This window comes from Dehalobacter sp. TeCB1 (genome assembly GCF_001707455.1).
In the GTDB taxonomy this organism is placed as follows: domain Bacteria; phylum Bacillota; class Desulfitobacteriia; order Desulfitobacteriales; family Syntrophobotulaceae; genus Dehalobacter; species Dehalobacter restrictus.
In genome coordinates, this window is record NZ_MCHF01000065.1 from 173,052 (window position 1) to 185,967 (window position 12,916).

Annotated in this window: 14 protein-coding genes; 8 read left to right on the forward strand and 6 right to left on the reverse strand. The window is 45.2% G+C overall.

What is annotated here, in order from left to right; translation table 11 throughout:
* The first annotated feature begins 74 nt into the window (after positions 1-74).
* Positions 75-671, forward strand: a complete 597-nt coding sequence (locus A7D23_RS14175) for a TetR/AcrR family transcriptional regulator (protein WP_068884195.1) — start codon at positions 75-77, stop codon at positions 669-671.
* Between the two features lie 110 nt (positions 672-781).
* Here A7D23_RS14175 and ytvI read toward each other — a convergent pair whose 3' ends face one another.
* Positions 782-1,846 (reverse strand): sporulation integral membrane protein YtvI, encoded by a 1,065-nt coding sequence (gene ytvI, locus A7D23_RS14180; protein ID WP_068884196.1) that lies wholly within the window; start codon positions 1,844-1,846, stop codon positions 782-784.
* 267 nt (positions 1,847-2,113) lie between these two features.
* Between ytvI and A7D23_RS14185 the strand changes: the two genes are divergently transcribed.
* From A7D23_RS14185 to A7D23_RS14195, 3 genes are all read left to right on the forward strand, one after another.
* Positions 2,114-3,739, forward strand: a complete 1,626-nt coding sequence (locus tag A7D23_RS14185) for a S41 family peptidase (RefSeq protein WP_068884198.1) — start codon at positions 2,114-2,116, stop codon at positions 3,737-3,739.
* Between the two features lie 92 nt (positions 3,740-3,831).
* Positions 3,832-4,632 (forward strand): cell wall hydrolase, encoded by an 801-nt coding sequence (locus A7D23_RS14190; RefSeq protein ID WP_068884200.1) that lies wholly within the window; start codon positions 3,832-3,834, stop codon positions 4,630-4,632.
* Between the two features lie 268 nt (positions 4,633-4,900).
* A complete protein-coding gene (locus tag A7D23_RS14195) occupies positions 4,901-5,905 on the forward strand; it encodes a hypothetical protein (RefSeq protein WP_025206151.1) in 1,005 nt (334 codons plus the stop codon).
* Between the two features lie 95 nt (positions 5,906-6,000).
* Here the strand turns inward: A7D23_RS14195 and A7D23_RS14200 are convergent, their stop codons facing one another.
* From A7D23_RS14200 to A7D23_RS14210, 3 genes are read right to left on the reverse strand one after another with little or no spacing between them, the layout of a single operon-like run.
* Positions 6,001-6,576, reverse strand: coding sequence for a hypothetical protein (locus A7D23_RS14200; RefSeq protein WP_019224740.1), 576 nt, complete (start codon positions 6,574-6,576; stop codon positions 6,001-6,003).
* Between the two features lie 24 nt (positions 6,577-6,600).
* On the reverse strand, positions 6,601-7,215 hold the full coding sequence (locus A7D23_RS14205) for a hypothetical protein (protein ID WP_025206150.1): 615 nt from the start codon (positions 7,213-7,215) through the stop codon (positions 6,601-6,603).
* 58 nt (positions 7,216-7,273) lie between these two features.
* Positions 7,274-7,780 (reverse strand): YlbF family regulator, encoded by a 507-nt coding sequence (locus A7D23_RS14210; protein WP_019224742.1) that lies wholly within the window; start codon positions 7,778-7,780, stop codon positions 7,274-7,276.
* A gap of 169 nt (positions 7,781-7,949) precedes the next feature.
* Here A7D23_RS14210 and A7D23_RS14215 point away from each other — a divergent pair, with 169 nt between their 5' ends.
* On the forward strand, positions 7,950-8,705 hold the full coding sequence (locus A7D23_RS14215; protein ID WP_025206149.1) for a GDSL-type esterase/lipase family protein: 756 nt from the start codon (positions 7,950-7,952) through the stop codon (positions 8,703-8,705).
* A 187-nt stretch (positions 8,706-8,892) separates the two neighbouring features.
* On the opposite strand, the gene A7D23_RS14220 is transcribed toward A7D23_RS14215, so the two are convergent.
* Positions 8,893-9,645 (reverse strand): ZIP family metal transporter, encoded by a 753-nt coding sequence (locus A7D23_RS14220; RefSeq protein WP_025206148.1) that lies wholly within the window; start codon positions 9,643-9,645, stop codon positions 8,893-8,895.
* Positions 9,646-9,857: 212 nt separating this feature from the next.
* On the opposite strand from A7D23_RS14220, the gene spoIIR reads away from it, so the two are divergent.
* The gene (gene spoIIR, locus A7D23_RS14225) at positions 9,858-10,481 is read left to right on the forward strand and encodes a stage II sporulation protein R (protein ID WP_025206147.1); all 624 of its coding nucleotides are present in this window, start codon (positions 9,858-9,860) and stop codon (positions 10,479-10,481) included.
* A 93-nt stretch (positions 10,482-10,574) separates the two neighbouring features.
* On the opposite strand, the gene A7D23_RS14230 is transcribed toward spoIIR, so the two are convergent.
* On the reverse strand, positions 10,575-11,333 hold the full coding sequence (locus tag A7D23_RS14230) for a LytTR family DNA-binding domain-containing protein (RefSeq protein ID WP_025206146.1): 759 nt from the start codon (positions 11,331-11,333) through the stop codon (positions 10,575-10,577).
* 108 nt (positions 11,334-11,441) lie between these two features.
* On the opposite strand from A7D23_RS14230, the gene A7D23_RS14235 reads away from it, so the two are divergent.
* Together A7D23_RS14235 and A7D23_RS14240 are read left to right on the forward strand one after the other, a co-directional pair.
* On the forward strand, positions 11,442-12,098 hold the full coding sequence (locus A7D23_RS14235; RefSeq protein WP_025206145.1) for a GerMN domain-containing protein: 657 nt from the start codon (positions 11,442-11,444) through the stop codon (positions 12,096-12,098).
* A 213-nt stretch (positions 12,099-12,311) separates the two neighbouring features.
* Positions 12,312-12,761, forward strand: coding sequence for a MarR family transcriptional regulator (locus A7D23_RS14240; RefSeq protein ID WP_019224748.1), 450 nt, complete (start codon positions 12,312-12,314; stop codon positions 12,759-12,761).
* The last annotated feature ends 155 nt before the right edge of the window (positions 12,762-12,916 follow it).

The following is a 12,916-nucleotide window of genomic DNA, read 5'->3' on the forward strand; positions in this document are numbered from 1 at the left end:
TCAAAAAAAGCTGTAATTAAAAGATGGAGAATTAGATTTTACAGGCATCGGATCGGATAAAGGGGGGAACAACGGTGACCAAGGAACGGAAAAAAACTGAAATCCTACGAGCAGCCAGCAAAGTATTTTATATCAAAGGCTTTGAAGGAACAAAAATGGACGATGTCGCCAAAGAAGCCGGGATCGGCAAAGGGACCGTTTATGAATATTTTGACAGCAAGCAACAGCTCTTTGAGGAGATGGCCGTTTATAACTGCGAAGAGCATGGACGCAATATTCAGGACATTTTGGAAAAAGGAGGCTCTTTCAAAGAAAAAATCAGAGTTCTGGCAAAATATCAGGCAGAGCTGGTCAAGGAGCATATGCCGATTGCCAGGATGATGTCCTGCTCTAAGATTATGGCCCGGGAAATGGGAGCGGTCTTTATCGAACAGAATATCCGGGTCGGAGAGATTATCAAAAAGCAAGTCCTACTGGCCATAGACCAAGGGGAAGTCAGGGCTGATATTGATCCGGAATTTGCTTCGGCGGCAATCATGGGCACAATCATGCAGTATTGCGGCAAAAAGGTAATATTTGCTGAGGCCATGCCTGAGGAAGCGGACTACGATAAAATCGTTCAGGTTCTGATATTGGGGATTGGAACGAAGCCGAATGATAACAGAAGATAGTGAGCAGATCATAAAAAATTAAAAAAATAAGTACGTTTCCGATGAACTCAAGGCTTCGGGAACGTACCTGTTTTTTTATTAGGCAAAATGTTGACTCGAATATAGCTTCATTATATCTTAAAATTCAGCTTGATGACGCCGACCTTGACAAGGGCCCTATAGAAAATACAGGCCAGCGGGAACAGGAATACGCCGAGGACCCCCATCACTTTGAAACCAATCCAGATACTGATCAGGGTCGTCAAAGCGCTTAAACCGATGCGCTCGCCCAGTATTTTGGGTTCAATCACTCTCCGTACGACAATGATAATGATATACAGAATGACCAGACCTGCGGCCAAGAACAGCCGATCCTGGAAAAGTGAGACAACAGCCCAGGGCATGAGCACGGATCCGGTACCGAGGATCGGCAGGATATCTACGATTACAATCAACAAAGAAATGACTGCCACGTATTTTACATGGAGGATAGCGAGACCGGCAAAAGCAATAATATAGGTGATTGTGCTCAAAATGATCTGCGCTTTAAAAAACCCTAATGTAGCATTGCGCAAATCACTTAAGACGTAAGCGACTTTCAGCTTGGAGGAATCTTTGAAGAAGGAGTAGAAGAAACGGTGGATATTGCTTAACTGGAATGTGAACAGGAAAACGGATACCAGGTAGATAATCGACAGGAAGAACATGTTCGGTATCGCCGTGGAGATACTGAGTGTTGAGGAACCGATCGCGGATACCAGGTTGATGTTAGCCAGGTCATTGATCCATTTCATGATCATATCGTTTATTTCGGGAGGCAGCAATCCGATCGTTTCCTGGATACGCCCCGTAAGGTTCAAAAACCAAACCTGAATTGCCGGGCCGTTCGATTGAATAAAGTCAAGCAGGTCCAAAAGCTGAACATAGAGCTTACTGATGATCAGATAGAGGAAAATAACAATACTGGTAAGAAAAAACAGGTAAGTCACAGACACCGAGAGTGTCTTGCTTTTAAATCTAGAGACCTTGCTCAACCATGCTGCTGCAGGTTCCAGAAAAAGGGCCGTTAAGTAAGCAAGGACAAATGGCATAAAATGCGGAAGAATCTTATAAAGGCCATATGGAATGACGAGGGTTGCAACAATGATTAATACGGCGATAAATACTTTTTTGGAGTAATCAAGAAGATTTGACATTGTCCGAACCTTTCTTATCAGCGATGATCAGAAAAATATGCTTTCAAAATAGTCCTGTTTAGATAATATTATCGGAAAAGCCTTGAATATGCAATCAAAGTCTGGGAAGCGCATGACAAATAATCCTGAAACGGAAAGGGTAATGCTCGTTTTCGTCGAATTACTGCTAAGATAAAAAGTTTTGAACAAAACTTAAACGAAGCCTGAACATGCAAGATCATTGAATTTAGGCCGGACCTGCAAATCATACAGGAGGGAAAAAAGAACGTGAAATTTGGCAAAAGTCTAAGGTTTTTGATGACAGTACTTCTGGTATTCTGTCTGGGGTTGGGACTTCCGCTGCAGGCTTATGGCGCGGAAAACGATGCCCTGGATGAAGTCAGAACAATTTTGCAGGAGCAATATGTCGATGTTGTTTCGGATGAGGTACTGAACGCGCCGACGGTCGAAAAGATGCTTCAAAGGTTGGGTGATAAATACACCGAGTATATGACCGCAGCCGAATATGATGACATGATCAGTTCACTGAATATGTCCTTTTCCGGAATCGGGATAGAACTGGAAATGGTACAGCAGGGGGTTAAGGTTACCCGGGTCATTGCTGGTTATGGAGCTGATAAGGCAGGAATCAAACAAGGGGACATTATTCTAGAAGCAGATGGCTATTCCCTGGCGGGAAAAACCTCGGAATATTGTGCCGGCACACTCCGGGGACCGGAGGGAACCAAGGTTCGGATAAAAGTCAAAAGAAACGCTCAAATCCTGAGCTTCACTGTCGTACGGATGAAGATCGCGATGCCGCTGGCTGAAGGCCGGGTGCTGGAAGGGCATATTGGCTATATCGCAGTTAATTCCTTCGGCGAGGATGTTGCAACGCAGTTTGGCAAGCAGGCCCTGGCCCTGCAGGAAAAAGGCGTAGATTGCTGGATTATTGACCTGCGTAATAACTCCGGAGGGTACACAAAAGCGGCAATGGAGCTGTTGGGTTATTTTATCGGGGATAAAAGCGCGTATATCATGAAGGCAAGGGGGAACCTGGGTATTGTCGATACAGCCGTCAAGCAGGCTTTCACGTTGGAAGGGCCGATTGTCTTGCTGATCAATGGGTACACGGCAAGCGCTTCTGAGATTACATCGGCTGCGCTGAAGGACTATGGCAAGGCGACCGTCATCGGGGAAACGACCTACGGTTCAGGCCGGGTTAAGGCTTTGATCCCATTAAGCAACGGAGACTATCTGAAAATGTCCGTTTACAGGTTTTTCTCTCCGTACTATAACCCGATTGATGAGATCGGAATCAAGCCTCATTTGGATCTGACCGGCGTCAATGAGCTGAATACGGCTGTTTTGATGCTTAAAAACCATAAGGCTGAAGATAAATCACAAGATAAATCAGGGTATATTCAGCTGGAGGCGGGCCCTTATGTTTATCCGCTTTCGGTAAAAGAGCTTCGTCAAACCGAAAACTGGGCAATTGGCAAGAAAATCTTGGATTCAGCCTATGTAACCACAACACTCAAACTCGGAGGCCCGAACGGTTGGGAGCCATTCCCCGAAGAGGTTCTCCAGGACCGCTGGCAGATCTACTACCCGGGATATGAAAAGGCCGGAGATCTCAAGAATATCCCACTTGACAAGGTATTCAACGTGAGCTTTAACCGGGAAATGGATTGGAATTCCGTAACGGCAGACAGCATTGAGCTGATCAATACTGCTACAGGAGAAAGAGTCAAGTGCGCATACACGTTTGTCAATCAGCAGCGTATGACTGTGAAACCGGCAACGAAACTTCAGGCCGATACCGGATATTGGCTGGTGATTCATCCTACAATCAAGGATGCTAAGGGCCAGGCAATTACCGGGGGTGTAGCGTCAGCCACAACGGTGAAATAACTTTTCTTTGTGATTCTTATAACAAATAACGTATAAAAATCACCTTTTATGGGAAAGAATAGAAATAGATTAATCCCAAGAGGTGATTTTTTTTGGAAGACCGACGATGCCGGAAGGGTTTGGCAGTAATGCTGACCACGGCGATTATCCTGACTGCTACTGCCCAGACAGTATATGCTGTACCTGAAAAATCAAGAGAATTGCTCTATTCCCGGGTATTGGAAATCCAACAGACTGTCCTTGAGGATGTCATGTCAGATGCCAGAGACATTATTCTGACGAAAGCAAATGAGAATCGTATATTTCGAATTCTTTTGGACAAATTTTCCGGACAGCCGGAAAATCAGATTTCCTTTGTGATCGAACAGCTACCTTTGGAAAATAAAGTTATTGCCGCAAACATAAAATCAGATACGGTGATTGAGGCGGCTAAACTGGCCGAATCGGCTGATTCAGCAGATTTAATTAATTCGGTGGATTCAGCCAGGGAGCCTGAAAGGGTTACTTCGGATATTTCCCGCAGCAGTCAAGTTGTTTATGACCAGGAAGATGTGATACTTTTAGCAAAAATTATTTATGCGGAAGCTCGTGGAGAAAGCTTTGAAGGTCAGGTTGCCGTAGGGGCAGTGGTTCTGAACAGGGTGGAAAGCCCGAAGTTCCCGGATACGATCCGGGAGGTCATTTACCAGCCGGGACAGTTTTCTGCAGTCCTTGACAGGCAGATTGATCTGACACCGGGAGATGAGGCCTATCAGGCTGCGCTGGAAGCGCTTGAGGGGCAGGATCCAAGCGAGGGCGCTCTCTTCTATTACAATCCGCGGACAGCGACCGACAATTGGATCAAAACCCTAGATGTTGTAAAAAACATCGGAAACCATAATTTCTGCGTCTAACACAGGAAGATATATGGTTAATAAGATCAAATAAGGGTATATGGCTATAAAATTATAAGACTTAGGGTCCTTTCCTCAAAGGAAGGCAGCTGAAGCGAATCAAAAGATTTGTCTGCAGCTGCCTTCTGTCGTGAAGACTTGCTCTAACAAAATGGTCTTATATATAAAAAGTTAAGTAAGCTTCACGGTGTCACAGCTGCAGCCTGCTTTTCATATTATGACATAGCACAACACAGCGCAATTTGTAAACATACGAGGAGGTTAAAAGATGTTCGGACATAACAAAGGGTTAGGAATCTTTCCCCAGGGTATTGGGGGTATGCCCGGAGAATCGATGGGTATGACGCCGAGACAGCTCAATTTGGTCGCTTCGGAAGGCTTTAGCGGAAACGGAATGGCGACGATCGGAATGGATAACAATTTTTCGGTCATTGCGCACCTACCGCCCGCCCATACATTCAGTCCTCACGCTCCGGCAGTTTATGCGGCTTATCTGGTTGACGGCAAGGGAAAAAACGGATTTTATGCCGGAACGCTAAGACCAGCCGGTAATGGAATGTATCAGGCTAATTTCAGAAGTCCCGTGCCGCTCGTACATTATGACAAAGTTGTCATTTCACTGGAGAGTCCGCAGTCCATCATGCAATCCCCGCAGGGTCCTATTGTCATGAAAGTCAAAGAAGGCTTTTTCCCTGGGCTGGGACCGGTCAAAAAAGCCGGCAGCAATATGTGGGGAAAGGTGAGGGGATTTGTCGGCAGCAGGTTTGGCAGCAAAGATGAAATCAGCCAGAATCAGCCTGATCCCGGGCAAAATTCCGGGCAGATCCCTGCCCAGCCGCCAGTTCAGCAGTATCCCCAGCAGCCCCAACAGTCCCAGATTCCGCAATATTCACAGCAGCCTCAAAATCAGCAGTATCCCAATTATCCGCAGAACCCTCAGTATCTTCGGAACTCACAGCAGCAGTATCCTCAGTATGCCGCCCAGCAACGTACTTATCCGCAGCAGGCTTATCCACGGTGGGGAACGCAGATGCAGCCAAACAGGCAAAGATATGACCGACCGTATATGCCTCAGGGCGGATATCAGCAGGGACCGGTTTATGGGGAGAATCCTGCTTCACAAGTTTCAGCTATGCAAAGTCCGATGATGCAAACTCCACCGTCTCCGGCGCCGGTACAGCCACTGGAATTTCAGCCGGCCGCTCAAGTCACAGAACAACCCAAGAGCCAGACGATACAGCAAGTATCGGCCGACGAGCCGAATGATTCATAACGGGCAGCAAAGTTCATCTTTGCTGGGGTCCGAATAAATATTAATGGTACCAGATAAGACGCACGTGGCCGTAAAGGTCAGGTGCGTTTTAATGATTAACTGCCGTTTGCCGTATTGGCCGTGTCCGTCCTGCCAAAAATGGTCAGCAGGCCATAGAGAATAAGGGAAGCCAGCGGTACAACGTATCCCGAAACATTGTCGATGGATTTGAGCTTAAAAGCATATAAGGTAGAAGCACGGCTTTGCACAGGCGTAAAAGGGACACTAAAAGAAACATTGATTGTCATTCCTTCCTTCGGAATCAACGGAGTTTGTGTCATCTTGAGCCTAAGTATTCGGTCCTCCCTTATAGCACTGATGTCCGGTAAGGACTGACCGTATCCTCCCGGAAAGAATATTCGGGCTGAAACCGGAACAGCGGACCATTTATAAAATAGGGCCGTTGCAAGTTCCAGACCGATAATAATAAAATACCCATGCGGAATCATGATTTTGGTCAGCGGGATGATCAGGGTGCCGACTGGACTGTTGTTACTTGGATGGAGTGCGTTGGAGATCAGGAGGGAGATATAAAAAGGGACCGCTGCCTCTATTATTTTTTCCCCAATCAAAGATTTGGCAGGAGTGGTGTTTCGATAAATTTGACTACGGTGATGGAATACGGCAGACATTTCTTTGCATTGACCCCCTTTTAATTATTCCGTATTACTCGGATTATTTTTGTATTTCGGGTAGAGAAGGAAGTAAATAAATAAGATAAGCAAGGGGATAAATGTCTTTGGGAGCTTCTTAATTTCAAACATTTCAATGCCATAAATCAATACAAATTTGGTGCCGATACTTTGAGGCACTCTGGAGTAAGGTGCAATCAAAGCCAAATTAAACGCCAAACCTCTCGGTTCCAACGGAGTATCAGGTTCCTGCTGATTTCCTGTGTTATTACCACCTGCTCCGGCAGCATTTGTTTGGGAAGATGATGGCAGGCCATCAAGAAATAGCCTGATATCCGGATAAGCCTGCTGATATTGACTGAGAGCAGAAACTCCTGAGAAAGCAGAAGACCACTTTGCCAGTAGAGAAGTTGCGAGTCCAAGTGCAATAATAATCAGGTAACTGAGGGGAATATTTAATATTTTCAGCGGTATCAGCAATGCTCCGGTGGGGCTGTATCTATTTTGCGGAAACAAACTGTCAGTCAGAAAAAGGGCGAACGTTAAAGGGATAGGTGTTAAGGGCAGGAACATTTCTGCAGAGGAAGGACTTCCAAAGAATTGATTATTCGGATATGGATAGCTGTTCAAGAACGTCATTTGAAAAATCTCCTATCCCTTATAATAAGAAAAGACAAACGGCAGAATAAGACGTGATTTATTTGCTCTTGGGGTTTAACCGGCTTAGCAGTTCGGAGACATTGAGCCCTTCAGGGATTTGAAAGCCTTCCGGGATCGTCATGGCAGGGCCGTTTTTGTCTCCACCGATCGTATCCAGAAGTTGCTGGGCAAGATTTTGGATTTCTTTGGGGAAAGGCAGCTGTTCGGCACTGGGCATACCGTAAATTGTGGTTGTGATCGTCAGGTTCACAGTTGCCATTATTTTCTCCAGATCCTGCTGAATGGAGAAGAAGCTTCGGATAGAAGGATATAGTTTGATCAGGCGCATTTTTAAGTCGATGAGCGCTAAGGTATCCTTTTCAGATACCACTTTGCTGAACATTTGAGCGGTCAGGATTTGGCGTTCTTTATCCTGATATGCCGCAAAAGCTTTGGCAGCTTCAGGGTCGTTTTGGATTTCGGCTTCTGCTTCTTTCAGCCTTTGTACTTCCGGCGTTTGCAGAAGAGCTTCGCCGAGTTCACGTGCTTTAACAATGTATTCCATAAGAATCAAGCACCTCCTTATGTATCAGGTTATGCAGTTCAAAATGCCGGAGTGCCTTAAAATGCTAAACAAACTGTAATCAACAGGAAACGAAAAACGAAAAAAGTTTTATTCGGGAAGGATTTAAGGGAAATATGTAGAAAAATATTGCCATGAGGAGGAATGAACATTGCGCACTTACCGTTTGGAAATTAGGGTTATTCAGCTTTCCGTATTGATGGCTGTTATTGTATTGGTCTTTGGGTATGTAAATGTTTGGAACGGAGGAACACCGGAACAGTCTGCCAGCGGCAGCTCAACAGTCCAGAACAGCGGAGCAAGTAATGAGGGCGGTGTAGAAAATAAAGCCGGCAATACCGACGGTGATGCTGTTTTGAATGGCAGCGGTACGACTGTCAATACCAAAATGGTGTGTCTGGGTGATTCATTTACATACGGTTACCCGGGTGAGCCAAGTAGTTCCTGGCCGCAGCATCTTGCGGATGTCCTGAAAGTAGAAGTGGTAAATGCTGGTCAGACTTATCAGAATGCATCCAGCCTGCTGGATCGCTTTGAAGAGGATGTAATTGCTGAGAAACCGGGCACAGTCATTATTTTTGCCGGCGTTGGAGATGCGATCCGCGGAACTCCATTGGAAGAATACCAAAACAATATCAAAGCCATGGTCGAAAAAGCCACGGCCAATCAAATCAAGCCTGTCCTGGTGCTGCCGATTCCTTTCCCTGACACGGATGAGCTCTATAAACAATACAGGGAATGGGAAACGGCTTATGCACAGGAACAAAAGATTACAGCACTTGATTTTAAAGGGGTGCTGTTTGGCGACGGGGACGAGATCCTCAGAAAATATTCCGATGACGGGAGATATCCGAATAAGGACGGCTATCAGGCCATGGGCGATTATGCCGCCACAGTCCTGCAGTAATATTTAACGTATTAACAAAGAGTCAGAGACAGCCTTCGGGCTGTCTTTTTGACGTCGCGGATGGACCAATGCCGAATAAAGATCCTGTGAATAGCAAATTGCTATGTCTATACCTTCATACATACCGTGCATGCGTAGGATAGAGTTGGCGCTCCACTCATACCATGGATGGCAAGGAGCGGCGGTATTAATGCGGTAAGAAGACGGAGATAAATCCGAAGAAAATAAATCCGCCTATTCCTCCAAGAAAGGCCCAGACCGGGTGGTTTTCGCGGGACAGCGGCCATAATTCGGCCAGAACCAGAAACACCATTGCCCCAGCGGCCAGGGCCACAAAAAAACAGAGCGAGGTATGGACAAGTTCCATGGCCATCCTGCCGAGCAAGGCACCCAGCGGAGTAAATATTGCAATCAGGAGAGTCAGGGCTAGAATCTTCGGTTTCCTGATCCCGGCCATTACCAGAGGTGTAGCAGTGGCCATTCCTTCAGGCAGGTTATGCAGAGCAATACCAAGGGCGATGAATGTACCCAATTGACCGGCGGATTCGTGCCCCGCAGCAATGGCCATTCCTTCAGGTATATCATGAAGCGCTATGCCTGAGGCAATCAGGATGCCCATCCGTTTCAGACGGCTGTATCTGTTATTGGGAAGTTGACGATTTCTTGCTTTGAGCAGTCTGTCGGCAGACGACATCAGTATCATGCCGGCCAAAATCCCGCCCAGGAGCAGTCCCGGCTGTTTGAAGGATGCAGCCAGCGGCAAAAGATCAAAGGCGACTACAGCAAACATGACGCCCCCTGCCGCGGACAGTAGAACGGCCAGAAGCCAATCCGGAGGGTCTCCCAGGAAAAGCACAATCAGACAGCCGGCTGTTGTGGCCAGCCCGGCAATTGTACTGATATACAGCAGATACAGCGGAGATTGAAAGTCCAGGAGCATTTTTTCACCCGATTCTTTCGGCAGATTGTCAGCAAATTTGACAGGGCCTTATGAATCTTATTTTCAGACTTCAATAAATATTCGCACTGCCTAAAAACTTCTGAGACGCACTGAATAGAAAACTTCTTTATTGGAAATAATTTACATAGAAAGAAGTTTTTTGTATATATGATAATTTTAGGATTTACAAGGTATTGGGAGAGGGAAATTAAATGTTGATATTTGTGAATAAAAGCATAATAAAGTTAATTGTCTGCCTGGTCTTGTGTTTTAGTTTCTTGGTGATCAATCCCGGCGGCCAGTCAGCAAACAGTGCGGAAACCGAAGCGTATGACAGTACAAGTCTCATTCGCTTTCATGTTATCGCGAATTCGGACAGTGAACAGGATCAGCTGCTGAAATATGCGGTAAGGGATGAAGTTTTGAAGGCTGCTTCCCCGAACCTGGCTGAATCACAATCTCTGGCCGAATCCAGAGAAATCCTTCTGAGCATGGAAGGCCAGTTACTGGAGATTTCCAGGAGCGTAGTCAAAGAGTGGGGAAAAACCTATCCGGTGACCCTTGATTATGGTGTATTTGCTTTCCCAACAAAATCTTATGGTAATATTGTACTCCCGGCGGGAGACTACGAAGCGGTAGAGATCAAGATAGGAAATGCTGAAGGGGCTAATTGGTGGTGTGTTTTGTTTCCGCCTTTATGCTTTATTAATGTCGAGGAATCCACATCACTTCCTGTTGACGGCAAGCCTGCTGTGCCACTGAATACAGCGGCCAAACAAAAAAAGCCGACCTATCAGGGGAAAGAAATCGGCTTTTATCTGGAGCGTTTTTTCTAGTACTTTATTAACCGTATAATGATCATATAGTGGCAGCAATTTTCCGCAATAAAGCGTTGCTGTCAATATATGAAGATTAGGGTTAACATGGTACTATATCCCAAGGATCTCTTTGAGTCGGCGGGCCTGAGTGCGGCTGACTGGGACTTCGCTTTTGTCCTTGTCCTGCACGATCACAGTATACGTACCATTAAAGTAAGGGACAAGCTCCCTCATTTTTTTTATATTGACCAGATAGCAGCGGTGGGTTCTGAAAAAAGTTTTTGGATCGAGTCTGGATTCCAAATCCCGCAGCGTATAACGAGTCAGGTAGAAGTCAGCTTCTGTTTTGACGTAAACATTGTCCTTATCTGTGGAAATATATATAATTTCTTCCGGCCGAATCAGGATGGTTTTCCCGTTATATTCAGCAGCAATCACTTCCAGGGGTTTGAATTCAGGGATATCCTCCTTGACCGGTTCAGCTTTAGGTTGACCTGGAGCAGGCGTTTTACGCTTTCTTACCGTATTTAAGGCTTCTTCAAGCCGCTTCGGATGAATCGGCTTAAGAAGATAATCGTAAGCATGAACACTGAACGCATCAAAAGCAAATTCTTCATGGGCGGTCGTAAAAATCACCGCCGGTTGTTTCGGGCTCTGGGAAAGCTTTCTGGCAAGTTCAATGCCGTTTAAGCCGGGCATATTGATATCAAGAAAAATAACGGAATAGTCGACACTGTCAATTAGTTCCATGGCTTCAAGCGCGTTTTCTGCTTCCCCAACAATTAGCACGTCTTCAAATGATTTCAAGAGATAACGCAGTTCTTTACGGGCGGGGGATTCATCATCAACCAACAAGGCTCTTATTTTCATATTTTCTGACCTCCCTGAATTCTATTTCTTTGGGACAAAGCATATTATCTTTTTAGAAATTTCTTTTTAGCGGACATTTTTATTATTATTTAGAAAGGAGAACTTCCTATGAGAAAAATACGGCTGCTGCTGACTTTCATTCTGTTGATCGCAGTCATTACACTTCTGGTCGGCTGCAATATCCTGAATGATCTGATCAAGGAAGGCGGAGGTAATGCTCCTTTAAGCAAACTTCTGGATAAGACTGCTCAGGAAGACACGGTTGAAGTGACTACAGAATCTCAGCAGACGGAACAAACTGTAAAACTTTATTTCGCAGATGCTGACGGAAAAGTCTTAATCGAAGAGAACCGAACAATTCCCAAGACACTGAGCCTGGCTCGCGAAACAGTAAGCCAATGGCTGCTGGGGCCGGCCGGAAAATCAAGCGCTTATCCGATGGTGAACCCTCAGACGGTGTTATTGGACATTGGAATCAAAAACGGCATTGCCACAGTAGATCTTAGCAAGGAATTCCTTGAGCCTTACAGCAATGTCTCGGCCGAAACTGCTCTTTATGGTTTAGTCAACACCTTGACTCAGTTTCAAACTGCCCAAATCGTGAAGATCCGGGTCGAGGGGCAGGACATTCAAACCTATCGCGGAATCGGTCTGGAGAACTTAAGGTACCGTAATGATTTGATCGGCTACGCCTCAGGGACCGTGCAGGATGATGAAGTAACTGCTGAAGTATCCCCAAGCGGAATCAATCTTTTTGGACAATAACTTCAATATTTTACCATTTGTTGAAAGGATCAAGATACGTTATGATATTAATTATATAACACCTATCGTTAAAATCATCAATAATATTTGAATTATGAAAATTTTACTAGTGTTAATTTCCGGAATATGGTAAAATACTGTAAAAATGATATGTGCTAATATATACTTATATATAGGGGTTATCTATTTGATTTTTTGAGGTGGGGTGTTCGCATGTTAGAGAACAGAGAGTTAGCAGGTCATCTTGACCATTTGCTTCAGAGGCTCACCGTTTCTACCCAAAGGCAAAAGAGTGATTTTGCAGAAAAGTTTGGTATTTCCCGTCAGCAGTTTGAAGTTTTAACGATTATTTTTGAAAAGGGCCAGATTACGATGGGTGAGCTTTGCAAGGAAATTTCTTCAGCCTGCAGTACGGCAACGGATCTGGCTGACAAGCTGGAAAGAGCCGGCTATGTGGAGCGAATCAGGGAAAAACGGGATCGCAGGATCGTAAGGCTTAATATTTTACCCAAGGGAGAAAAACTGGTCAAATCGGTAATTGAGACAAGGACCGAAAGGCTTGAAAGTATTCTGGAATCTTTTGAACAGGAAGACCGGATGCGTATTATCGGCATTCTGGAAACCTTATCCGATAAATATGAGAGGCTTTCCAGAAAAGAATAAAAGTCGAATACAACGGTATCGAACATTTTTGTCGAAGTAAGATCTTCCTGGCAAAGATGTTTTTTTTTTGACGGCAAACCTTTTTTAAAAGTTATATTTCTTGAATCCCGTATTTGCGCTATACTGAATAAAAGTGTTCCGGACAAAAAGCGGAG